Below are 20,600 nucleotides of genomic sequence, written 5' to 3'. Positions count from 1 at the left end.
GGTGACGGTCACTGCTTGACGATGGCCTGGTGGACGCCTGTGTTCCGGCCTGGGCTGCCTGGCGATGCCGCACCGGCGCTCCAGCCTTCGCCGGACTTCGCGAGTCGTGCCAGTAGCGGTGCCGGTTTCCAGAGCTGACCCTGTTCCAAATAAAGACGCTGGATATGGGCGTGAATCGTCGCGAGTCCTTCGTGTTCGGCGAAGAACATCGGCCCTCCACGATAACGCGGAAAGCCGTAGCCGTTAACGTAGATCACGTCGATGTCGCCGGCTCGGCTGGCGATGCCTTCTTCCAGAATTTTCGCGCCCTCATTGACCAGCGCACACAATGCGCGCATCACGATGTCTTCGTCGCTCACTGGCTTGCGGGTGCGGCCCTGGTCCCGGGATACGGATTCGATCAGGGCTTCGATCTTCGGATCGGGCGAAGCAGTGCGGCCGTCGTACCGGTAGTAGCCGGCGCCGGTTTTCTGACCGAAGCGGCCGAGTTCGCAGATTCGATCCGCAATCGGCGAATAACGCTCGGACATGTCACGCGTGGCTTCGCGACCCTTGCGCACGCGCCAGCTGACGTCGAGCCCGGCGAGGTCGCGCATCAGGTACACGCCCATGGGAAAACCAAATGCCTTTAGCGCATTGTCGACCTGCCAGGGGGTGGCACCTTCTTCCAGTAGGAAATCGCACTCGCGGACGTAGTTGTAGAGCATGCGATTGCCGATGAAGCCTTCGCAGTTGCCACTCAGCACCGGTATCTTGCCGATCTTCTTGGCCAGGCTCATCACCGACGCGATGGTTTCCGCCGACGAATGCGCACCGCGCACGTTTTCCTGCAGCTTCATCACGTTTGCCGGCGAAAAAAAGTGGGTGCCGATCACCGCCTCGGGGCGCTTGGTTGCGGCTGCGATTTCGTCGATGTCGAGCGTGGATGTATTGGTGGCGAGGATCGCGCCCGGCTTCATCACGGCATCGAGCTTGCGAAAGATCGCCTTCTTGATGTCCATGCTTTCGAATACCGCTTCGACGACCAGATCGCAGTCCGCGATGTCCGCGTAATTTGTGCCGCCCTTGATCAGCGTGAGTGCCTTGGCGGCCTTGTCCCGGGACATCGAGCCGCGCGCGACCGACGTCGCGTAGTTGTTCTCGATGATTGCCCGGCCGTTGGCGAGGGCTTCTGCACCGAGCTCGATTTGCGTCACCGGAATTCCGGCATTGGCGAACGCCATCGCGATGCCGCCACCCATGGTGCCGGCGCCGATGATCGCTACCGAGCGCACGGAACGGGCTTTTACATCTGCTGGCAGACCGGGAACTTTCGAGGCTTCGCGCTCGGCGAAAAACACGTGGCGCATGGCTTTACATTGCGAGCTGTCTTTAAGTGCGAAAAATCTTTCGCGCTCGAAAGCCATGCCTTCGGCGAAGGGCAGTGTGCAGGCTGCTTCCACGCAGGCGACGATGCTTTCCTGGGCCAGCTGGCCGCGCCACTTCGCCGCGTTCTTGCTGCGAATGTCCTCGAACAATGCCGGGTCCACAGCGCTGACCTTGTCCTGGCGCGCGCTCACCAGGGTGGCGCGCCGGCGCTCGGCCAACATCTTGTGTGCGAAAGTTTGCGCACCTTGCAACAGGTCTGCGCCGGTCGTACCTTCAGCCAGTTCATCAACGATCCCGAGCAACAGCGCTGCGCGTCCGTCTACCGGCTTGCCGGACAGGATCATGTCCAGCGCTTTGGCGGGACCGACGAGGCGTGGCAGGCGCTGCGTGCCGCCGGCACCCGGCAGCAAGCCCAGCGTCACTTCGGGCAGGCCTACTTTCACGCTCGCCAGCGCGACGCGATAGTGACAGGCCAGCGCCAGCTCCAATCCGCCGCCGAGCGCGTTGCCATGCAGCGCCGCGATCACCGGCTTGGTCAAGGCTTCGATAGCGGCGAGCACGTCGGGAAAGAAAGGCCGCTGCAGCGGCTTGCCTAATTCGCGGATGTCCGCGCCGGCGACAAAGGTTTTGTCCGCGCCGATGATCACGATGGCTTTGACCGCAGGATTCTCGGCAGCTTTGCGGATGGCGGCGACGAGGCCGGCACGGATCGCAGTGGCCAGTGCATTGACTGGCGGATTGTTGATGGTGAGGTACGCGACATTGCTGTCGAAGGTTTCGTCAATGGTTGCCACTGCACGGGTTCTCCTCAGCAAGTGATACGCCTGAAAGATTCGAAGCCCGGTACCGAATCATTGTGACAATTGCTTTTGCACCAAGCCCGCAGGTAACTTGCCGAGTTGAGATCGGGGCAGTACCGGGCAGGAATGACATATAGCCTGGCGATCGTTGCAATCCCGGAATTCTCGAAGAGGTGTGGCTTGGTGCTATTCCCGGTAATCCGCAGAGGCCGTTTAAGCTGCGCGGCGAATGCCTTGAGAAACTAGACGGCGTTCCCGAAGCGTCAGTTCGAGGTATCGAACTTGGTCGGCATCATTATGCTTGTCCAAGTTCCTTAGACCGCGTCCATGGTCAGCAAGCGTTCTGCGGAGCCATCCTCCAGATCGTGCGGCAGGCCATCAAAAGCGACATTTCGTGATTGCCCTTGCTACGGGGTGGCATAGTCGTTCATCGAGAGACGTGGGTGAATGTGCGCGCATGAATAGCAGCTATCACGACACTGAATGGAGTCTTCAGGATAGGCTGCAGCGCACAGGATGATGCTTCCGGGATGCGTTCAGCGCTCAGTGAGATCGGCGGACGTTCACAGCCAGCGGCTTTATGGCGCGATGGAAGTGAAGATAACGATACGTCGCAGTTCCTGACTGGCATTGCCCTGCCTGTCCAAGTCAGATTGCTTGAAGAAACGTGCAAAGCTATGGACGTGCGGGAACCGCCTTCGACGCCTCATTCAGGAGCGACGTGACGCGGTGGATTCCGGTTAGGCAAGAGCAAGTCGATCGAGCACCTGGTCGATGGCGTTGACGATGCCAGACATGACACGTGGTGCATTTGAGGGCCGGTACTTTGGCCTGGCGACCGTAAAGCTTTCGGGCTGAACACACTCCGCCCGAAGCATCGTGCTCGACCTCTTGCCCCTGAGGCGAGAGGGGTAACCATAATCGGACTTGATAAATAGTGATGACTGCGGATGGACGTGAGCGATTTTCCGAGATGCGCGACGCGCTGCGTGATCTCTGTTCGCGCTATCCCGACGAATATTTTCTCAAGATCGACGAGGCGCGCGGCTATCCCGAAACCTTCATCAAGGCGCTGACCGACGCCGGCTGGCTGTCGGTGATGATCCCCCAGGAATACGGCGGTTCTGGCCTGGGCCTGGCCGAAGCCTCGGTGGTCATGGAAGAGATCAACCGCTGCGGCGGCAACGCCGGTGCCTGCCACGGCTAGATGTACAACATGAGCACGCTGCTGCGGCATGGTTCGGACAAGCAGAAAGCGCTGTACATGCCGAAGATCGCCAGCGGCGAATGGCGTCTGCAGTCGATGGCGGTAACCGAGCCGACCACCGGCACCGACACCACCAAGATCAAGACCACGGCGGTGAAGAAGGGCGACCGCTACGTCGTCAACGGCCAGAAGGTGTGGATCTCGCGGTTGCAGCATTCGGAGCTGATGATCCTGCTGGCGCGTACCACGCCGCTGGACCAGGTCAAGCGCAAGTCCGAGGGCATGTCGATCTTCATGGTCCATCTCGACCAGGCGCTGGGCCAGGGCATGGAGATGCGCCTGATCCCGAACATGGTCAACCACGAGACCAACCAGGTGTTCTTCGACAACCTGGAGATTCCCGAGGAAAACCTGATCGGCGAGGAAGGCAAGGGCTTCAAGTACATCCTCGACGGCCTCAACGCCGAGCGCACGCTGATCGCCGCCGAATGCATCGGCGACGGCTACTGGTTCGTCGACCGCGCCACGCGTTACGCCAAGGACCGCATCGTGTTCGACCGGCCCATCGGCCAGAACCAGGGCGTGCAGTTCCCGATTGCCGAGTCCTACATCGAGGTCGAAGCGGCCAACCTGATGCGCTGGCGGGCCTGCGAGCTGTTCGACGCGCACCAGCCCTGCGGCGCCGAGGCCAACATGGCCAAGTACCTCGCGGCCAAGGCCTCGTTCGAGGCGGCCAACGTCTGCCTGCAGACCCACGGCGGCTTCGGCTTCGCGGCCGAGTACCACGTCGAGCGCAAGTTCCGCGAGACGCGCCTCTACCAAGTCGCACCGATCTCGACCAACCTGATCTTCTCCTACGTCGCAGAGCATGTGCTCGGTCTGCCGAGGTCGTTCTGATGCCATGTCCCACCGCGAATTTCCTGCCTGGTCTCGACCGATCCCTTGGAAATCTATCTCTGGCTGACGCTCGGCGCGGCGATGCTGCACGCGCTCAGTTTCACGCTCGCCAAGCGCCTCTGGCTGCACAGCGGAGACCCGTTGCAGATCATGGCCTTCGGCCAGGTGGCCTGTGCGGTACTGGCCCTGCCGACGCTGTTCTGGATCGGATTGGAGCCGCTGCGCCAGCAACCGCTGGGTATCGTCGGGATGAGCGCGGCGATCGTGGTGGCACAGTTCGCCTTCACGCAGGCGATGCGCACCGGCGATGCGTCCTTCGTCGTGGCCTCGATGGGCCTGAAGCTGCTCGTGGTCGCCGGATTGTCGGCATGGTGGCTGGGCGAAACCTACCGACCGACCGTGTACCTCGGCGCGCTCGGCGCGTTGACCAGCCTGTTCTTGCTGTCGGATGGCCAGGCGCCGAAGTCGATGCGCGCGGTGTTCTGGGTAATCGTGACCTGCTCCTTGTTCGCTTTCATCGACGTGCTCATCGTGCATCTCGTGCACCAGGGGTTGTCGGCGCCTGCGCTGATCGTCTACGTGATGGTTGGGCCCACGGCCTTGCTGCTGCCACTTCTGCTGCAGCGCGTGCCGCGGCCCTGGGGCATGAGCCGCGCGTTCGCACGCGACCTTTCGTTCTACGCCTTCACCCAGGTCGCGGGTCTGGTCCTGCTGATGTTCGCGTTCGCGCTCTCCGGCAGAGCGACTATCGTCAACATCGTGCAGACCTCGCGTGCGCTGTGGGTGCTGCCTGTGGTTTACATACTGGGGGCCTACGGGCTCGCGGGGCTGGAACGGCTCACCGCGCTCCAGTACCGCTGGCGATTGGCGGGAGGCGCGCTGATGGTGCTTTCGCTTTCCGCGGTGATTCTTGCCAATCGCTGACCGGCCGTCCGCGTTCGCACCGGCAGAAGAATCCGCGGGTCGCTGCAGCCCGACGTGCTGCGCGTGGTTCCGCCCGAGGTATTCCGCACGCCGATCAATGCCCGGCAGGACAGCGCCATGATTGATGTCGCCGAGGTTATCGATCAGCGTCCACTGAGTGCATTGCAGATCTTGGTGCTGTTCCTCGCCGGTTTGACCATCGTGCTCGACGGGCTGGACATCCAGGCCGTCGCCTTTGCCGCGCCCGCCATCGCGGCGGATCTGGGTCTGCAGCGGGCCAGCCTGGGGCCGATATTTTCAGCAGGCCTGGTCGGCATGGCCCTGGGCTCGATGCTGATGGGCCCGGTGGCGGATCGCTACGGGCGGCGGTTCAGCGTGCTCTTGAGCGTATCGGCATTCGGCAGTTTCACTTTCCTCACGGCCTTTGCCAGTAACTCGGCCGAGTTGTTGGCGTTCCGCTTCCTGACCGGCCTCGGTCTGGGCGGTGCGCTGCCCAGCCTGGTGGTGCTCGTTGGCGAATACTCGCCAAAGCGCATCCGAGCAATTTGTGCCGGTGTGGTGCTGGCGGGAGTGCCGATCGGTGGGTTGGTGGGCGGCCTGCTCGCGACCTGGGCCATTCCCCGCTTCGGTTGGCCGTCGGTCTTCCTGATCGGAGGCGGCTTGCCCGCGCTGATGCTGCCCCTGCTGTGGCTGAAGCTGCCGGAGTCGATTCGTTTCCTGGTCGGGCGCGGGGCTTCCGGTGCGGCGAGGGTGCGCGGCATCATGCTCCGTATCGATCCTGAAGGTGATTACGGATCCGGTGCGGTCTTCGTCGATGCCCATCCGCCTGCCGAAGCCTTATCCCGTGGCGTTCCTATCGGCAAGCTGTTCGGCGACGGCGTGGCGCGGGACACGCTGCTGCTGTGGGCGGCGTTCTTCACCAATCTCATGGGCATCTATTTCCTGGTGTCGTGGATTCCCACGTTGCTGGTCGACGCCGGCTATTCCATCGCAAAAGCGACCAGCGCCTCGGTCGCGTTGAATTCCGGCGGCGCGTTTGGATTGGTGGGACTGGGCTGGATCGTCAACCGCTTCGGTATTCCGGTTCGATACGTGATCGCGGCTGCCTTGCTGATCGGGTCCGTTCACGTCGCCCTGGTGGGAATGCTGGCCACCAACCTGACGCTGATGCTGATGGCCGTGTTCGTGGCCGGGATCTTTGTGATGGGAACTCAGGGCCAGTTGTTCAATCTGGGCAGCAGTCTTTACCCCACGGAAGTTCGCGCGACGGGCCTGGGTTGGGCGGTGGGCATCGGACGGATCGGCTCGGTATTGGGCCCACTCGTTGGTGGTGCACTGATCCTGATCGGGTTGGGTATTCCCGTCTACTTCGGGTTCTTCGGGGCACTGTTGCTGCTGGGCGCAGTCGCGGTGCTGTGTATGCGTCGCGAGCCAAAAACCGCGCTGCCGGGCGCCTCATGCGCGGACGTTCAGCCGGAGCGTTCGGTTCTCATCGCGAGGAGCAAACACCGTTCATGAACGCCATTTCCAGTCCGAGCTTGTACGTCTATTACCGGGTGCCGGAGGACAAGGCCGACGCAGCCCGAAACGCGGCTGTGCGTCTGGCAGAGATCATCGCCTTACAAGGCCTGGAACGACCGCGCCTGATGCGGCGCCCTGAAACCAATGCCCAAGGTCAGCAGACCTGGATGGAGGTTTATGAGCGATGGGACACCGACTGGACCGCGATGGTGGACCGCGCCGTCACTGACTCCGGTCTGGGTGCGCTGATCGAGGGGCCACGGCACCCCGAGCTGTTCGTTGACCTGCCGCCATTGGAAAAAGGAGAGAAGACATGAGCGGATTCGTGATTGCAGAGATCCTGGAGGTCAAGGACCCTGCGGGCATGCAGCAGTACGCCGCGCTGGCGCGCCCGACCATCGAGCAGTACGGCGGACGTTATCGGACGCTGCGCGGAAAGATGGAGGTGATGGAGGGCGACTGGCATCCGGCACCCCTGGTGATCATCGAGTTCCCAAGCCTGGAGCGCGCGCACGCGTGGTACGACTCGCCCGAGTACCGCCCTTTGATTGCGCAGCGACAGGCGGTATCGCGGACCAATTTCATCTTTATCGAAGGTCTCGGATGACTCTCGTTGCGGGTGCGAGCGGCCCGAGATGAGTTCGCTGATCGCCGCCACGGCGCTGTTTCTCGGTCTGCACGCACTGCTCTCAGGGAGTCCGCTACGCGCACACCTGGTTGCTCGCACCGGGGAGCCGGCGTTCAAGGCGGGATTCTCGCTGGCGATCGCGCTGAGCCTGGTGTGGATGGGCTGGGCCTATGCGCACGCGCCTCTCATCATGACCTGGGGTCGCGCGACCGCGCTGCGGCCGGTAGCCACGGCGCTCGTGCTGCTGGCCTTCGTGCTGCTCGCGGCGAGCCTGGCAGAGCGAAATCCGACAACGCTCGGTTTGGTGCCGCCGGATCGGGTCGAGGCGCGGGGCACGATTCGCGTCACGCGCCATCCCGGCCTGCTCGGCCTGGGTCTGTGGGGACTTGCGCATTTCGTCGTCAACGGTGACTGGGCCTCGCACCTGCTGTTCGGCAGTTTCGCGTTTCAGGGATTGATTGCGCCGCTGAATCTCGACCGCAAATACCGGCGCCGTCACGGTGCAGCCTGGGAGGTTTTCGCGCGGCAGACTTCGTATCTGCCGTTCGTGGCGATCCTGCAGGGACGCAACCGCCTGGTGTGGCGCGAAATGCCGTGGCTCGCGATGACGGCGGGAGTGGCCGCATTCGGAGTCGCCGCCACGCTGCACGCGCGCGTCATCGGCGTGCCGGCGTTCTGAAGTGCGGAGATCCTTACAGCAGCAACCACAGCCACAGTGGCAGCACCGCGAAATAGAGCAGGGTGGTGGCGACCATCACCGAGGCGAGCAGCTCGGTGTCGAGCCCGAAGCGCTCGGACAGCATGATGGTCGCCATCATCGTCGGCATGCCGGCCAGCAGCACGATGGACACCGTCATCTCGTTGCGACCGAGGAAAGGCAGGCACAGCGCAGCAACGATGGCCGGCATCACCACCAGCTTGAGCAGGCCGGCGATGGCGAGCAGGCCGGGCCGCTGGCGCAGCGCGGCCGGGGACAGCGACATGCCGATGGTCAGCAGCATCGCGGGAATAACCGCCTGGCCCAGCAACTCGGCGGTGCGGTCGATGGGCGCGGGGTTGGGAAGTCCGAGAAGGTTCACGGTGAAGCCGGCAGCGAAGGCCCAGACCGGCGGCAGGCGCACGAAAGTGCGAACGAAAACCGACAGTCGGAATCGTCCATCCCCGTTGCTGCCCCAGGCACTCGCGAGACCCGCGCCCAGGCTCCAGAACAGGATCGCGATGCCAAGGATGTCGGCATAGATCGCGAAGCGCGCTGCACCACTTCCATACAGCGGCTGGAGCACCGACAGGCCGATGGAGAGGATGTTGCCGAACGAGCACGCGAGAATCAGCGCGCCGAGCTGTCGCCGTCCCAGGTCGGGAAACAGGCCACTGCGGGCGAACACCAGCCAGGCCAGACCGGCGGCTGTGAGCAGTCCGGACCAGGTGTACAGCGGTACCCAGTAAAAATCCGCGCCGAAGCGCGCGTGACTGACGACGTGATAGGCCAATCCCGGGTAGAACGCGTACATCACCAGCATGTTGATCGCGCGTCGGGCCTGCAGCGCGTCGAGGCCACCGGGTGCGGTCAGTCGCCAGACGTAGCCGAGCGCGATCAGCAAGGCGACGGGGGCAAGACCCCCGCCCAGGGTCAGCAGCAAGTGTTCAGACATTTCGGGATTCTGATTCCGGGTGTGGAAGGGACCGCCGTCCGGCGGGCCTTGCAGGTCACAAAGGAAGAGCGGCGATGATGGCGTCTGCGAGTTTGCGTGCGTTTCTCTGGGTGAACCTTGCCTGCCTGTGCTGGGCCGGCAATCTCGTGGTCGGCCGTCTGCTGCGTGACGCCATCGGGCCGGGCCTGTTGGTCTGCGTGCGCACGCTGATGGCGACGGTTCTTCTTGCGCTGATCGCGCGGGCCTTCAACCGCGGCGCTCCCGTCGACGCGAAACCATCCGCGCCACGGCCCTGGGGTCTTCTGCTGTTGATGGCGGCCACCGGCATCGTCGGCTATCAGGGCCTGCTCTACCAGGCGCTGCACACCACCGGCGCCTTCAATGCAGCGTTGATCAACGCCTGCACCCCGCTGATGACCGCACTGCTCGCTTGGGTGGTGCACGGCACGCGCCTGTCGGCGGGTGCCTACGCCGGAATCCTGCTGTCGATGATCGGCGTCGCCGTGATCCTGTCTGGCGGTGACGGCGCACGCTTGCGATCGATGCATTTCGGGACCGGCGACCTCCTGATCCTGATTGCGGTAGTGCTCTGGGGTGTCTACTCGCTCGCGGGTCGACAGGTGATGCAGCAGCGCTCGGTGATCGGCACCACGGCGCTGGCGACTGCGCTGGCCTTGCCGCTGTCGCTGCCCCTGGCGCTGCTGGAGCGGTCCTGGGAGCGGATGGAGTGGACGGTTGGCGTCGCCGGTGGCCTGGTCTACGTGGCCGTGTTCGCTTCGGTCGTGGCGATGCTGGCCTGGAACCGCGCAGTGCGGCTCGCAGGGCCGGCCCATGCAGCGGCGGCGATGAACATGATGCCGCTGTACGCACTGCTGGTGTCGGTGTGGGTTCTGCACGAGCCGTTCCATGGCTATCAGGGCGTCGGCGGTGCCATGGTCGTCGCCGGCTGTCTGTGGGCGACACTGGCACCAACCATCCGGGCGAAGCCTGTTCAGACGGGCAGCGCCGCGATCAGCGGCGGCAGCAAGGCGAGATAGACGATCACGCCCACGCTCATGGTCAGTGCGAACGCCGCCGTGTCGAGGCCGAAACGGTCGCAGAACACCACGCCCATCATGAAGGCCGGCGCGGCGCTCACCGCGATCAGGGCGCGGTGGTCTTCCGGCGGCAGGCCGGCGAATGCGCCGAACAGCAGGCCCACGAGCAGTCCGCCACCGATGCGGACGGCGACCGGCAGCGCAATCCAGCGCCACGCGGCATGTGATCGGAACTCGAGTGCAAGGCCCAGCGAGAACAGCATCAGCGCAACGGCGGACTGTGCCAGCCCCTCGATCGCTTCCATGGCCAGGGAGGGCGGCGGTAGATGCAGCGCGTTGAGCAGTAGCGCGAGCGCCACCGCCCAGATCGGCGGCATGCTCAGGATCTGCCGCACTGGGCCGATGGTCGTGACGCCGTTGCCGAAGCGAAGTGCCACGTAAACCCCGAGCGTCCACGACACCGGGATCGTGGCGAGCAGATCGAAGCCGAGCGCGACGTCGTCCTGCCGACCGCCATAGAGTCGATGCAGCAGGGGCAGGGCGGCGCCCAGGCCGTTGCCGAAAATGGCGGCGAGCACGAGCGCACCTCGTGTGGCGCGCGACAGATTCGAGTGGCGCGCCAGCAGGACATGCAGGCCGCAGGCCAGCAGCCCGCTGAAGGCGATCGTCACCCAACCGCCGATCACGACCGATAGCAGGTGCTGGTCCAGCGGTGCCCGCACCATGACGCGGAACACCAGCGCCGGCACCAGCAGGTACACCATCAAGGCGTTGAGGTGGCGTCGCAGGCTCGCCGCATCTACGCCACCGGGCGACAATTTTTGCCAGGCGACACCGGCGCCGATCACGGCCAGCAGCGGAACGAGTTCTCCCATCCGGGCTGGCTCGGGTGATCGACGTCGCGGAGCCCTTAGAGTGCCGGGCCGCCCTGATCCAGCCAGCTTTTCAAGTCGAAGTAATCGCGCCAGGCCTTGATCTTGCCGGCGTGGTCGAACTCGAACACGCCCAGGATCGCCAGGCTGATGTGCGGCCCACCCTTGAGCCAGAACTGGTCGACGCGTTCGGTGTAGACCAGGCTTCCCTTGGTGGTCAGCAGGTTCGTGTCCAACTGCGCCTTGTCCGCGATCGGGAAGAAAGCGTCCATGAAGCCGCCGATCGCGGCCGTGCCCTCCAGCGCCGGCCAGGGCATGTTCTGGTAAACCGCGTCCGGCGTGAAGTACGGCAGCAGCGCCGCTGTGTACAGCTTGCTCCAGGCGGCGAGGAACTCGCGCGTGGTCCTGGCGTTGCGCTGCTCGATGTCGGTATCCGTCATCAGGTGTCTCCGTTCACAGGTAGATGTTGAGGTTCTTGCTCAGCAGCACGTTCTGCTTGAGTACGATCAGGCGTCGCGCGAGTTGCAGACCCTGCGAGGTGCGCCGCCAGATGTCCTCGCGGTTGCCGTAGAGCGTGTCTTGGTCGCGCTCGTTGCGGCAGCGGTAGGCCATGAACGTGGAGTACACCTTGTACTCCTGCGGGTTCGGCGTGTGCTCCACCTCGATATTGCTGATCATGTGGACATAGCGCGTCGCCGGATCTTCCGACCAGGCCGTGCCGGTCTTGAGCCGGCGCAGGCGCTTGTTCAGGTCATCGAGACTGTCGTTGTAGTAGGCCATGCGCTTGAGATCGCCCACCTGGTCGGTCTTGTCGCGGCGGTAGCGCGTCTCGATACCCGGCATGTGGTAGTGCAGATCCTCGGTTAGCATCGTCACCCAGTCGTCGTAGCGCTCGGCATCGAGCAGGCGGGCTTCGCGGTAGAGCGTCTGCTGGATCTCGCTCAGCAACTCAACCGACGGCGCGGGCAGTTTCACAGCTTCTTGCATGACGGCATTCATCGTTCTTGTCCTCCAGTCCTTGGCGCGATCAAAGGTTCAGCAGTCCGCCGGGCAGATCGCGCGTTTCCCGACCCCTGAGCCGGTTTGAATTGCGATCCGGCACTTCGGACCAGGCGCCACCGGCATTCATCAGATCCTGCCAGCGGCGATAGAAGCCACGCTGGTTCGCATCGTTGTACTGGCCGCGATAGATGGTGCCGGGGAATTCGGGGTGATCGAGCTTGCGGCCGATGCCGCAGCGGTAGTGCAGCTTCTCCTCGCGAGTCACGACCCCGCGGTTGCTGAGCGTGCAGTTCTCCCAGTTCTCGCCGTCGTCCATCTCGAAGGCGCCACCCGGCCCGAAGGTCTGCATCACGCCGGTGGTGATTTCTTCCTTGATCTCGTCGGGCATATTGCGGTTGACGATGACCCAGGTGCGCAACTCGAGCTGCATCGGGCCTTTGGGTAGCCAGGTACGGAACGTGGAGATGCCCGGCAGGTAGGAGACGTTGGGGAAGATCGAGGCCGACGCCACCGAGCCGAAGATCATCGAGCGCCGCTCACCAAGACGCTTGGCCATGCGCGGCCGCAGCACCGAGTTGTAGTACTCCATCACCTTGGGCCTGCCCAGCAGAAAGATATCGCCGACTCCTTCGAGACCGAACTCGTGGCCGTGGCCGTTCGCGCTCGCGTGGAAGGAGTTCACCATATCGATGGGCGGGAAGGGGTTGCCGTCGTTCATCGCGCGCGTGCCCGAGTCGTGCGTCCAGCCGGCGTGGTAGGCGTCGCCGACGAAATTCTCGACGCCGAATTTCCAGTTGGCCGGAATGATGGACTTGATGCAGCCGCCGATCAGTTCGGTGCCGCCCTCGTCGTTGTCGACGATGCAGTCGAGATACCAGCGATAGTCACCGAGATAGTCCGCCAGGCTCGGCACCGCTGGATCGAAGGTAGCGAACACCAGTCCCTTGTAGCTGTCGACCTTGGCGACTTCCTTGAGACCCCACTTGCTCTTGTCGATGTCGCCTGGGTCGTAGCAGTACTCCTCATGCATGCCTTGGAGCTTGCCCGCCGTGTCGAAGCCCCAGCCGTGGTAATTGCAGACGAAGCGACGCGCGTTCCCAGCGTCGGCGTAGCAGACCTTGTTGCCGCGGTGCGGACAGGAATTGACGAAGACCTTGATCGAGAGATCTTTCTGCCGGCACACGATCACTGCGTCCTCGCCCATGTAGGTGGTGAGGAAGTCGCCAGGATTGGGAATCTGCGTCTCATGGGCCACGAATAGCCAGCAACGCGCAAAGATATTGCGCATCTCGGCTTCGTAGATATCCTGGTCGTGGAAGATCCGGCGCGACAGCCAGCCTTCGTCGAGATCCATGAAGGCGCTGTAATCGCGCCGCGAGTTGATAAGTTGTTCCAGTTTCACGATGTTGATCTCCTCCGGCTCAAGTCCGGTTTTCTGTTGACGTAGAGGAACCGGTGCTCACGCCCCGGGGATGAAGTTTTTCGCCAGTGCCCGCGCATGTCCGGCTAGCAGATGGGCATCGAGGCCGACGGCGACCAGCAGCGCGCCGCGCTCCAGATACAGTCGAATGAGGCTTTCGTCGCGGCTGAGAATTCCGGGCGCCTTGCCGGCTGCGCGGATGCGGTCGAAGGCATCCAAGGTTTTGGCTTGCACCTCAGCGTGTCCCGGCTGGCCTAGGTGTCCCAGCGAGGCAGCGAGGTCGGCAGGCCCGATGAACACGCCGTCCACACCCTCGGTGCCCGCAATCGCATCCAGCTCAGCAAGCCCCTCGCGAGTCTCCACTTGCACGATCACGGCGATCTGCTCGTTCGCCTCATGCAGGTAGTTCGGGAAACCGCCCCAGCGCGCGGCGCGCGCTCCTCCGACGCCTCGCGTGCCGGCTGGCGGGTACCGGCAGGCGCGCACCACGGATGCCGCCTGCGCGGCGCTTTCGACCATCGGTACCAGCAGCGTCTGCACGCCCAGGTCGAGGTACTGCTTGATCAACAGCGGATCCGCGCACGGAACGCGTGCCACCGCCTGCGTTTGCGGATATGCGGCGATGGCACGCAGCTGCGCCAGCACGCTGTGCGCATCGTGCGGTACATGCTCGCCGTCGATCAGCAGCCAGTCGAAACCGGCACCCGCACAGATCTCGGCGCTGGTCGCATCGCCGAGCGACAGCCATAGCCCGATCTGCGGGCGATTCTCGCGCAATGCCTTCTTGAGGGGGTTGATGGGGGTGTTCATTGAGGGATCAACCGAAACGGACATTGAGCGAGCCCAGCGGCCCGTAGTCGGCGCAGAACTGATCGCCGCTGCTGGCCGCCACGATGCGCGTGAACGATCCGGCAAGCACAATCTCGCCGGCCGCCAGATGCTCGTCCCAGGCGCTGAGCTTGCGCGCCAGCCAGGCGATGCCATTGGCGGGATGATTCAGCACGCCGGCCGCCAGTCCGGTTTCCTCGATCTGGCCGTTCTTGTACAGCAGCGCGCCGACCCAGCGCAGGTCGAGGGAATCGGGCCTCACCGGCCGAGCGCCCATGACGATGCCGGCGTTGGCTGCGTTGTCGGCAATGGTGTCGACGATCCGGCGCTGCGCCTTGCTGTCGGGGTCGATGCGCTGGATGCGCGCATCGATGATCTCCAGTGCCGGTACCACCCAGTCGGTCGCCTCCAGCACCTGGAAGATCGTCACGTCCGGTCCGCGCAGCTCGCGCTTGAGGATGAAGGCCAGTTCGACCTCCACCCACGGCTGGATGAAGCGATCCGGCGCGATGGTGCTGCCGTCGGCGATCACCATATCGTCGAACAGCACCCCGTAATCGGGCTCGCTCATGTTCGCGACCTGCTGCATCGCGCGCGAGGTCAGGCCGATCTTGCGGCCTACGGCCCGACGGCCCTCGGCGAGTTTGAGCCGTTTCCACTCACGCTGGATGCGGTAGCTGTCCTGAAACTGGATGTCTGGAAAGCGCTGTGACAGTTGCCTGACCTGCACGCGCGTCTGCTCCGCCTCGTGCAATTCGGCCGCAAGCTGGCGGACTGTGGCTTCGTCGAGCATCGCTGGCACCTCAGCTGGCACCGAAATGTTTGCGGATCAGCGGCAGCATCGCGTCCCAGCGCTGCAACTGGGCCCAATGGCCGCAGCGGTCGAGTACGAACATCTCCGCCCGCTTCAGATGCTGCAGCAGGTACAGGCTGGATTCCAGCGGCACCACGCGATCCTGTCGGCCGTGTACCAGCGCGACCTCATGGGGCATGCGCGCCAGCGCCGAGGGCGGCACGATCAGCGCATCCATGCCTACCTTCATGGACTCGAACATCACCTCCTGCACGCGACGGACCTCCGGATCGGTGGCTACCAGAAAGCGCTCCTCGATGATCTTTTCGAGGTTGGGCACCGCCGCCGGGTCGTAGACGAAGCTCTGGATCAGCTCGCGGTAGCGCGCCAGGCGCGGATCGGCATAGAACGACAGCAGTCGCGCCAGCTCCGGCGTTTTCGTCATCGGCGCGCCGGCCGGACCCATCAGCATCACTTTCTCGAACCGTTCCGGCGCTTCGATCAGCAGATGCAAGGTCACTGCACCTCCCATCGAGTTGCCGACGATATTCGCCTTCTTGATACCGAGGTGATCCATCAGACCGAGCGTCTGCTCCACGCGCATCCCCATCCAGGTCATGCTGTGCGGCGGCAGGGGATCAGGGATTTCGCTCTTGCCGAAGCCGATCATGTCCGGCGCGATGACGTAGAAGTGCTCTGCCAATTCCGGGAAGCAGTGGCGCCAGTTCGATGCGGCATGCGCGCCAGGGCCCGCGCCGTGCAGCAGGATCAGCGCGGGGTTCTTGGGATTGCCGGCCACCATGGCGTGGCTGGCGAGGCGGCCTGAGGGGAAACGCTGTTCGACGATTTTGCAGTTCACGATTAACTTCTCCTGTTTGTTTTTGTAAGGCGTGCCTTGCGGTCGCAGATGACCGTGATCGGGACTCAGATGAATCGGAAACTCACGCTGCCCATGTCCTGGAAGCGCGCCACGATGTTGTCGCCACGGGCGACCGGAATGGCCTCGGTGATGCCGCCGGTCATCACGAAACTGCCTGCTGGCAGGCATTCGCCACGTGTGGCGAGATGGTCGACCAGCATCACGATCGCATTCGCGGGATGGTTGAGGACGGCCGCGCTCGCGCCGAGTGCCTGAATCTCGCCATTCTTTTCGATGACGACGCCGATCGTTCGCAGATCCAGACCTTGAGGGTCCAGTGGCCTGCCGCCGGTCACGTAGCGCGCGCTGCTGCTGTTGTCGGCGATGACGCTGACCAGATCGAACTTGAACTTTTCGTAGCGCGAGTCGATGACTTCCACGGCCGGGATCACGTAGTCGGTCGCGGCGATCACCTGCTCGATACTCAGACCCTTGCCCTTCAGTTCGTTCTTCAGCACGAAGGCAATCTCCGCCTCGACGCGCGGATGGATCAGTCCGCTCATCTCGATGGCGCTGTTCTCCGGTCGCGCCATCGAGGCCATCTGGATGCCAAAGCTAGGCACGTTGACGCCCATCTGCAGCATCTTGGCTCTGGATGTCAGCCCCGCCTTCAGGCCGGTGACGCGATCGCCGCGCGCGATCCAGCTACGGCGAAGTTCGTCCTGTACGGCGTAAGCATCCTCGATGGACATCGAGGGGTGCTCATCGGTGACCTTGGTGATGGTGTGGACCTTGTCCTGCGCATGCTGGATTCGATCCGTGATCGCCGCGATGGTCTTGGCATCGAGGCTCATCGTGCTTCTCCCGAGAAACGCACTTCGCAGGAACCGAGGCCGCCGACCGTGCACTTGAAGCGGTCTCCCGGTTTCACTGGAATCAGCATCGATTGCGAGCCGGAAAGAATCGTTTCGCCGGCAAGGAACGGGATGCCGAGCGCGCCCAGTGTGTTGGCCAGCCACACCACGGCATTCACCGGCCCGCCTTGCACCGCTGCGCCGGCCGCGGTGCTGAACAGCTCGCCGTTTATCTCCAGCACCATGCCGGCAAGCGTCAGGTCCAGTTCGGTGATTTTTTTCTTGGTCTTGCCGAGCAGGTAGACCCCGCAGGAGGCGTTGTCGGCGACCGTATCCTGGATCTTGATCTTCCAGTCAGTGATGCGGCTATCGACGATCTCGAAACAGGGCACGACATAGTCTGTGGCGCGGATAACATCGGTTGCCGTGATACCCGGGCCGCGCAGATCACGTTTGAGCACGAACGCGACCTCGGCTTCCGCCTTGGGTTGGATCAGTCCGCCGAGCGGCAGGTCCTGGCCTTCCTCATAGGCCATGCCGGAGGTCAGCTGACCGAAGTCGGGCTGGTAGACCCCCAGCAGGTCCTGCACTGCCTTGCTGGTCACACCGATTTTCTTGCCGACGATGGTTTCCCCGGCTTTGAGCCGGTGCGAAATCATGCGTTCCTGGATACGGTAGGCATCGTCGACGGTGATGCCCTCGGCCCGGCCGAGCAAAGGCGCTACCGGCGTCCTGCTGACGAGCGCGTTGTAGAGTTCGTCGCCGTAATACTGGATCTGTTCTGGAGTCATGTCGATCGAGCGCTCAAAGTTTGATGCAGATGTTGCGTTGTTCGGTGTAGAACTCCAGCGAATGCACGCCGCCCTCGCGGCCGATACCGGATCGTTTGCTGCCGCCGAAGGGAGTGCGCAGGTCGCGCAGGAACCAGCTATTAATCCAGGTGATACCGACCTCGATCTGTGCTGCGACGCGATGCGCACGCGAGAGATTTGTCGTCCAGATCGTCGTCGACAGGCCATAGTCGGTGTCATTGGCCAATCGGATCACTTCGTCCTCCTTGTCGAAGGGCGCGATGTGGCAACAGGGCCCGAAGATTTCTTCGCGGATCACGCTCGCGGTTTCGGGCAGATCGGTCCAGATCGTCGGTTCCACCCAGAAGCCGTTTGCGAGTTCGCCCGGCATTTTCGGGATGCCGCCGCCGGTCACGATGGTGGCGCCCTCGGTCTTCGCCTTCTCGTAGTACGAAAGCACCTTGCGGCGATGCTCGTCGGAGATCAGCGGGCCGATGACCGTGGTCTTCTCGTCCGGCGCCCCCGGCGTCATTGATTCGGCCTTGGTCTTCAGCGCGGCAACGAACCTGTCGAAGATGGGCCTCTCGACGTAGACGCGCTCGGTGCCGAGGCAGACCTGGCCGCAGTTCATGAAGGCTGAACGGCCGATGCCCTCGATCGCCTTGTCGAAGTCGCAGTCTGCGAAGACGATGCCCGCGTTCTTGCCGCCGAGTTCGAAGCTCACGTCGCGGATGCCATCGGACGCTGCTTTCATGATCGCCGCGCCAGTGCGCGTCTCGCCGGTGAAAGTGATCGCTGCCACGCCCTGGTGCCTGGTGAGGAACTCGCCCGCCGAGTTCGCTCCAAAGCCGTGCACCACGTTGTAGACGCCCTTGGGCACGCCCACCGCGTTCATCACCTCGCCGAGCAGGGTAGCGGTGCCCGGTGTTTCCTCCGAGGGCTTCACCACGACCGTATTGCCGCAGGCCAGCGCCGGTCCGACCTTCCAGGTCATCAGCAGGAGCGGCATGTTCCAGGGACAAACCACGCCGACCACGCCCTTCGGAACCCGGATCGCGTAGTTCAGCGCACCCGCACCGTCCGGCGTCGGCGTCATGAAGGATTCCGCGGGGACATTCTTGACGATGTCGGCAAAGATCTTGAAGTTCGCTGCCCCGCGCGGAATCGCGATGTGCTCGAGCATCGTCATGGGCTGACCGATGTCATCCATTTCGGCCTGAACGAATTCACCGAAGCGGCGTGTGATCTCATCTGCGACCTTGTGGAGCAGCGCTGCACGCTGATCGATGGTCATCTGTCCCCAGGGGCCTGTCAGGGCCGCCTGGGCGGCAGCCACCGCTGCATTGACCTCGCTCGGGCCACCCTCGTGAATATGACCGACCAAGGAATTATCCGTTGGCCGCCTTTTTTCGAATGTCTTGCTGCTGCCGACGAACTCGCCGTCGATGAAGTGTCTGAACTGCTTGGCGGCCATGAATTTGAGGTCGAGGGTACAGGGCTCAGGAGCGAGTGCGGCGCGCTGTCGTTGCCGGGATGGACGGTGGCTGCGTGCTGTGGTCGGGTATGCCGCAAAAGGCTTGGTTCATCTTGCAGTTGTCACTTCGGCAGTAACAGCGCGGATGATGAAGTTCCTGTCGATTCCGGAATCCATTCCATATTGGCGATATTCGAGCGCCTTCGATCTAGATCGGCCAGAAGATATGGCGAGCAGGATCGACGGGTTTGCGCACGACGGGGGGTGACGCTTGGTGAACTGCCACCCCGAGTACGCCAGCGGTTTCGCTGGCGGAAGATGGTCCGGGTGCCAAGGTGGCCGCATGCAGTCGCGCCAGCCACCTTCGTGTCCATGCTTTCATCGGATTCCTCTGTCGCAGTTTTTGTTCGCGAGGTTATTGTCCAGCGTCTTGTTTCTGGACTGTCTTGCAGAGCTTAAGCAGGGGCTATGCCACACATGTAAAATCTTATAAATCAATAATGTAGAATATTTCTTCAGCCTACATTTCGGCTAATACCTGCCAATTCCGTCAGCTACAAAGGGTAGGTTTACAAATTGGGGTTGCCGTATCGTCATCAAGCCGGCTGCGTTCAAGCCTGTAGGCGAGCTGACGCCGGGTGATGCCAAGCAGGCGTGCGGCCTGGGCCAGATTGCCTCCGGCCCTTTGTACAGCGACCTGCAACAGTGCGGCTTCGTGTGCCGCCAGATCGAAGCCTTCGACGATCAGGTTTTCATGGCCGGTCGCAGCACTGGTCTGCAGGCTGCCGTGACGATCGACGCCGATGCCGACCGGTAATACCGGCGGGGCCTCGGCGAACAGGTGGCTCACCTCGATCTCGCTGCCATTCGGCACAAGCAGCAGGCCGCGTTCGATCATGTTTTCCAACTCGCGAACATTGCCCGGCCAGTGGTGGGCCATCAAGGTCTGCATCGCGCTGGCGCTGAGTCCCAGCGTCTTCTTGTTGTAGACCGGTTCGTACTTGCTTATCAGGGCCTTGGCTAGCGTCGAAAGATCGCTGCGCCGTTCGCGCAGAGGCGGAATGGTGATCGGGTACGTCGCCAGCCGGTAGTACAGATCGGCCCGGAAGCGACGATCACTGACGGCCTGTTTCAGTTCGACATTGGTCGCCGAGATCAGCCGCACGTCGACCTTGCGCACCTGATCGTCGCCGACTCGTTCCACTTCGCCGGTTTGCAGCACTCTCAGCAGCTTGACCTGAGCGGCCAGCGAGAGATCACCGATCTCGTCGAGGAACAGGGTGCCGCCATCGGCGCGCTCGAAACGGCCGGTGCGCGATTCGATGGCGCCGGTGAACGCGCCCTTGCGAACACCGAACAGTTCCGCCTCGATCAGCTCCTGCGGAATCGCTGCGCAGTTCACCGCAACGAAGGGCTTGCCGGCGCGCGGGCCGTGATTGTGCAGCCAGCGCGCGAACAACTCCTTGCCGACGCCTGTCTCACCGAGCAGCAGCACATTAATCGCGCAATCCACCGCTTGTTCCAGAAGGCGCAGCGCGGCCTTGAATGGCGGCGCGTTACCGACGATGTTGGCTTGGGCATTACGCTGGCCCGGTTCGCGGCGCAGATGCTGCAGTTCGTGTTCCATCTGGCGGAACTCGTGCTCGATGTTCTGAGCGCGAAATAGGCGAGAT

Annotated in this window: 19 protein-coding genes and 1 pseudogene; 7 read left to right on the top strand and 13 right to left on the bottom strand. The window is 63.2% G+C overall.

Going from position 1 to position 20,600, the window contains the following annotated elements; all coding sequences use genetic code 11:
• Nucleotides 1-8 precede the first annotated feature (8 nt).
• Nucleotides 9-2,162 carry a 3-hydroxyacyl-CoA dehydrogenase NAD-binding domain-containing protein gene (locus Q0D45_RS09810; RefSeq protein ID WP_293391966.1) on the bottom strand — a complete coding sequence of 718 codons (2,154 nt, stop codon included), beginning with the start codon at nucleotides 2,160-2,162 and terminating at the stop codon, nucleotides 9-11.
• Nucleotides 2,163-3,108: 946 nt separating this feature from the next.
• Here Q0D45_RS09810 and Q0D45_RS09800 point away from each other — a divergent pair.
• From Q0D45_RS09800 to Q0D45_RS09775, 6 genes and pseudogenes are all read left to right on the top strand, one after another.
• Nucleotides 3,109-4,272, top strand: a pseudogene (locus Q0D45_RS09800) (acyl-CoA dehydrogenase family protein).
• Nucleotides 4,273-4,317: 45 nt separating this feature from the next.
• Nucleotides 4,318-5,196 (top strand): EamA family transporter, encoded by an 879-nt coding sequence (locus Q0D45_RS09795; RefSeq protein WP_293391960.1) that lies wholly within the window; start codon nucleotides 4,318-4,320, stop codon nucleotides 5,194-5,196.
• A gap of 54 nt (nucleotides 5,197-5,250) precedes the next feature.
• Nucleotides 5,251-6,714, top strand: coding sequence for an MFS transporter (locus tag Q0D45_RS09790; RefSeq protein WP_293391957.1), 1,464 nt, complete (start codon nucleotides 5,251-5,253; stop codon nucleotides 6,712-6,714).
• The gene (locus Q0D45_RS09785; RefSeq protein ID WP_293391954.1) at nucleotides 6,711-7,034 is read left to right on the top strand and encodes a DUF4936 family protein; all 324 of its coding nucleotides are present in this window, start codon (nucleotides 6,711-6,713) and stop codon (nucleotides 7,032-7,034) included. Before Q0D45_RS09790 ends, Q0D45_RS09785 begins: the two co-directional genes overlap by 4 nt.
• On the top strand, nucleotides 7,031-7,324 hold the full coding sequence (locus tag Q0D45_RS09780; protein WP_293391952.1) for a DUF1330 domain-containing protein: 294 nt from the start codon (nucleotides 7,031-7,033) through the stop codon (nucleotides 7,322-7,324). The genes Q0D45_RS09785 and Q0D45_RS09780 overlap by 4 nt, the downstream gene beginning before the upstream one ends.
• A 28-nt stretch (nucleotides 7,325-7,352) precedes the next feature.
• Nucleotides 7,353-8,024 carry an NnrU family protein gene (locus Q0D45_RS09775; protein WP_293391950.1) on the top strand — a complete coding sequence of 224 codons (672 nt, stop codon included), beginning with the start codon at nucleotides 7,353-7,355 and terminating at the stop codon, nucleotides 8,022-8,024.
• 13 nt (nucleotides 8,025-8,037) lie between these two features.
• Here Q0D45_RS09775 and Q0D45_RS09770 read toward each other — a convergent pair whose 3' ends face one another.
• Complete coding sequence (locus Q0D45_RS09770) at nucleotides 8,038-8,997, bottom strand: AEC family transporter (protein ID WP_293391948.1); 960 nt, start codon at nucleotides 8,995-8,997, stop codon at nucleotides 8,038-8,040.
• 74 nt (nucleotides 8,998-9,071) lie between these two features.
• Here Q0D45_RS09770 and Q0D45_RS09765 point away from each other — a divergent pair, with 74 nt between their 5' ends.
• Complete coding sequence (locus Q0D45_RS09765; RefSeq protein WP_293391945.1) at nucleotides 9,072-10,034, top strand: DMT family transporter; 963 nt, start codon at nucleotides 9,072-9,074, stop codon at nucleotides 10,032-10,034.
• Here the strand turns inward: Q0D45_RS09765 and Q0D45_RS09760 are convergent.
• The 11 genes from Q0D45_RS09760 to Q0D45_RS09710 all read right to left on the bottom strand — a co-directional run.
• Nucleotides 9,989-10,909: an AEC family transporter gene (locus tag Q0D45_RS09760; protein WP_293391942.1), complete on the bottom strand. Its 921-nt coding sequence runs from the start codon at nucleotides 10,907-10,909 to the stop codon at nucleotides 9,989-9,991. The two genes, Q0D45_RS09765 and Q0D45_RS09760, sit on opposite strands and share 46 nt — an antisense overlap.
• A gap of 35 nt (nucleotides 10,910-10,944) precedes the next feature.
• A complete protein-coding gene (locus Q0D45_RS09755; RefSeq protein WP_293391939.1) occupies nucleotides 10,945-11,346 on the bottom strand; it encodes a limonene-1,2-epoxide hydrolase family protein in 402 nt (133 codons plus the stop codon).
• Nucleotides 11,347-11,359: 13 nt separating this feature from the next.
• Entirely contained in the window at nucleotides 11,360-11,893 is a 534-nt protein-coding gene (locus tag Q0D45_RS09750) for a 3-phenylpropionate/cinnamic acid dioxygenase subunit beta (RefSeq protein WP_293391936.1), read from the bottom strand.
• A 40-nt stretch (nucleotides 11,894-11,933) separates the two neighbouring features.
• Nucleotides 11,934-13,262, bottom strand: a complete 1,329-nt coding sequence (locus Q0D45_RS09745) for an aromatic ring-hydroxylating dioxygenase subunit alpha (protein WP_366946407.1) — start codon at nucleotides 13,260-13,262, stop codon at nucleotides 11,934-11,936.
• A 105-nt stretch (nucleotides 13,263-13,367) separates the two neighbouring features.
• Nucleotides 13,368-14,138 carry an HpcH/HpaI aldolase/citrate lyase family protein gene (locus Q0D45_RS09740; protein WP_293391930.1) on the bottom strand — a complete coding sequence of 257 codons (771 nt, stop codon included), beginning with the start codon at nucleotides 14,136-14,138 and terminating at the stop codon, nucleotides 13,368-13,370.
• 7 nt (nucleotides 14,139-14,145) lie between these two features.
• A complete protein-coding gene (gene hpaH / locus Q0D45_RS09735; RefSeq protein ID WP_293391927.1) occupies nucleotides 14,146-14,949 on the bottom strand; it encodes a 2-oxo-hept-4-ene-1,7-dioate hydratase in 804 nt (267 codons plus the stop codon).
• Between the two features lie 10 nt (nucleotides 14,950-14,959).
• A complete protein-coding gene (locus Q0D45_RS09730; RefSeq protein WP_293391981.1) occupies nucleotides 14,960-15,751 on the bottom strand; it encodes an alpha/beta hydrolase in 792 nt (263 codons plus the stop codon).
• Nucleotides 15,752-15,873: 122 nt separating this feature from the next.
• Nucleotides 15,874-16,662, bottom strand: coding sequence for a 2-oxo-3-hexenedioate decarboxylase (dmpH, locus tag Q0D45_RS09725; RefSeq protein WP_293391924.1), 789 nt, complete (start codon nucleotides 16,660-16,662; stop codon nucleotides 15,874-15,876).
• Entirely contained in the window at nucleotides 16,659-17,453 is a 795-nt protein-coding gene (gene dmpE / locus Q0D45_RS09720) for a 2-oxopent-4-enoate hydratase (RefSeq protein WP_293391921.1), read from the bottom strand. Before dmpE ends, dmpH begins: the two co-directional genes overlap by 4 nt.
• 13 nt (nucleotides 17,454-17,466) lie before the next feature.
• Nucleotides 17,467-18,927 carry a 2-hydroxymuconic semialdehyde dehydrogenase gene (locus Q0D45_RS09715; protein ID WP_293391918.1) on the bottom strand — a complete coding sequence of 487 codons (1,461 nt, stop codon included), beginning with the start codon at nucleotides 18,925-18,927 and terminating at the stop codon, nucleotides 17,467-17,469.
• Nucleotides 18,928-19,477: 550 nt separating this feature from the next.
• Nucleotides 19,478-20,600 (bottom strand): sigma 54-interacting transcriptional regulator (locus Q0D45_RS09710; RefSeq protein WP_293391915.1); only part of this gene is annotated, 1,123 nt, incomplete at its 5' end.

Origin of the sequence: Nevskia sp. (assembly GCF_023266035.1) — a bacterium.
GTDB lineage: Bacteria > Pseudomonadota > Gammaproteobacteria > Nevskiales > Nevskiaceae > Nevskia.
This window is presented reverse-complemented; position numbering and strand designations above follow the sequence as displayed.

Bases quoted from the DNA above. Each gene is read 5' to 3' on its own strand.
- Q0D45_RS09785 (WP_293391954.1), top strand. From the start codon at position 6,711: ATGAACGCCATTTCCAGTCCGAGCTTGTACGTCTATTACCGGGTGCCG.
- Q0D45_RS09780 (WP_293391952.1), top strand. From the start codon at position 7,031: ATGAGCGGATTCGTGATTGCAGAGATCCTGGAGGTCAAGGACCCTGCG.
- Q0D45_RS09775 (WP_293391950.1), top strand. From the start codon at position 7,353: ATGAGTTCGCTGATCGCCGCCACGGCGCTGTTTCTCGGTCTGCACGCA.
- Q0D45_RS09770 (WP_293391948.1), bottom strand. From the start codon at position 8,997: ATGTCTGAACACTTGCTGCTGACCCTGGGCGGGGGTCTTGCCCCCGTC.
- Q0D45_RS09765 (WP_293391945.1), top strand. From the start codon at position 9,072: ATGATGGCGTCTGCGAGTTTGCGTGCGTTTCTCTGGGTGAACCTTGCC.
- Q0D45_RS09760 (WP_293391942.1), bottom strand. From the start codon at position 10,909: ATGGGAGAACTCGTTCCGCTGCTGGCCGTGATCGGCGCCGGTGTCGCC.
- Q0D45_RS09755 (WP_293391939.1), bottom strand. From the start codon at position 11,346: ATGACGGATACCGACATCGAGCAGCGCAACGCCAGGACCACGCGCGAG.
- Q0D45_RS09750 (WP_293391936.1), bottom strand. From the start codon at position 11,893: ATGCAAGAAGCTGTGAAACTGCCCGCGCCGTCGGTTGAGTTGCTGAGC.
- Q0D45_RS09745 (WP_366946407.1), bottom strand. From the start codon at position 13,262: ATGGATCTCGACGAAGGCTGGCTGTCGCGCCGGATCTTCCACGACCAG.
- Q0D45_RS09740 (WP_293391930.1), bottom strand. From the start codon at position 14,138: ATGAACACCCCCATCAACCCCCTCAAGAAGGCATTGCGCGAGAATCGC.
- hpaH (WP_293391927.1), bottom strand. From the start codon at position 14,949: ATGCTCGACGAAGCCACAGTCCGCCAGCTTGCGGCCGAATTGCACGAG.
- Q0D45_RS09730 (WP_293391981.1), bottom strand. From the start codon at position 15,751: ATGGTGGCCGGCAATCCCAAGAACCCCGCGCTGATCCTGCTGCACGGC.
- dmpH (WP_293391924.1), bottom strand. From the start codon at position 16,662: ATGAGCCTCGATGCCAAGACCATCGCGGCGATCACGGATCGAATCCAG.
- dmpE (WP_293391921.1), bottom strand. From the start codon at position 17,453: ATGACTCCAGAACAGATCCAGTATTACGGCGACGAACTCTACAACGCG.
- Q0D45_RS09715 (WP_293391918.1), bottom strand. From the start codon at position 18,927: ATGGCCGCCAAGCAGTTCAGACACTTCATCGACGGCGAGTTCGTCGGC.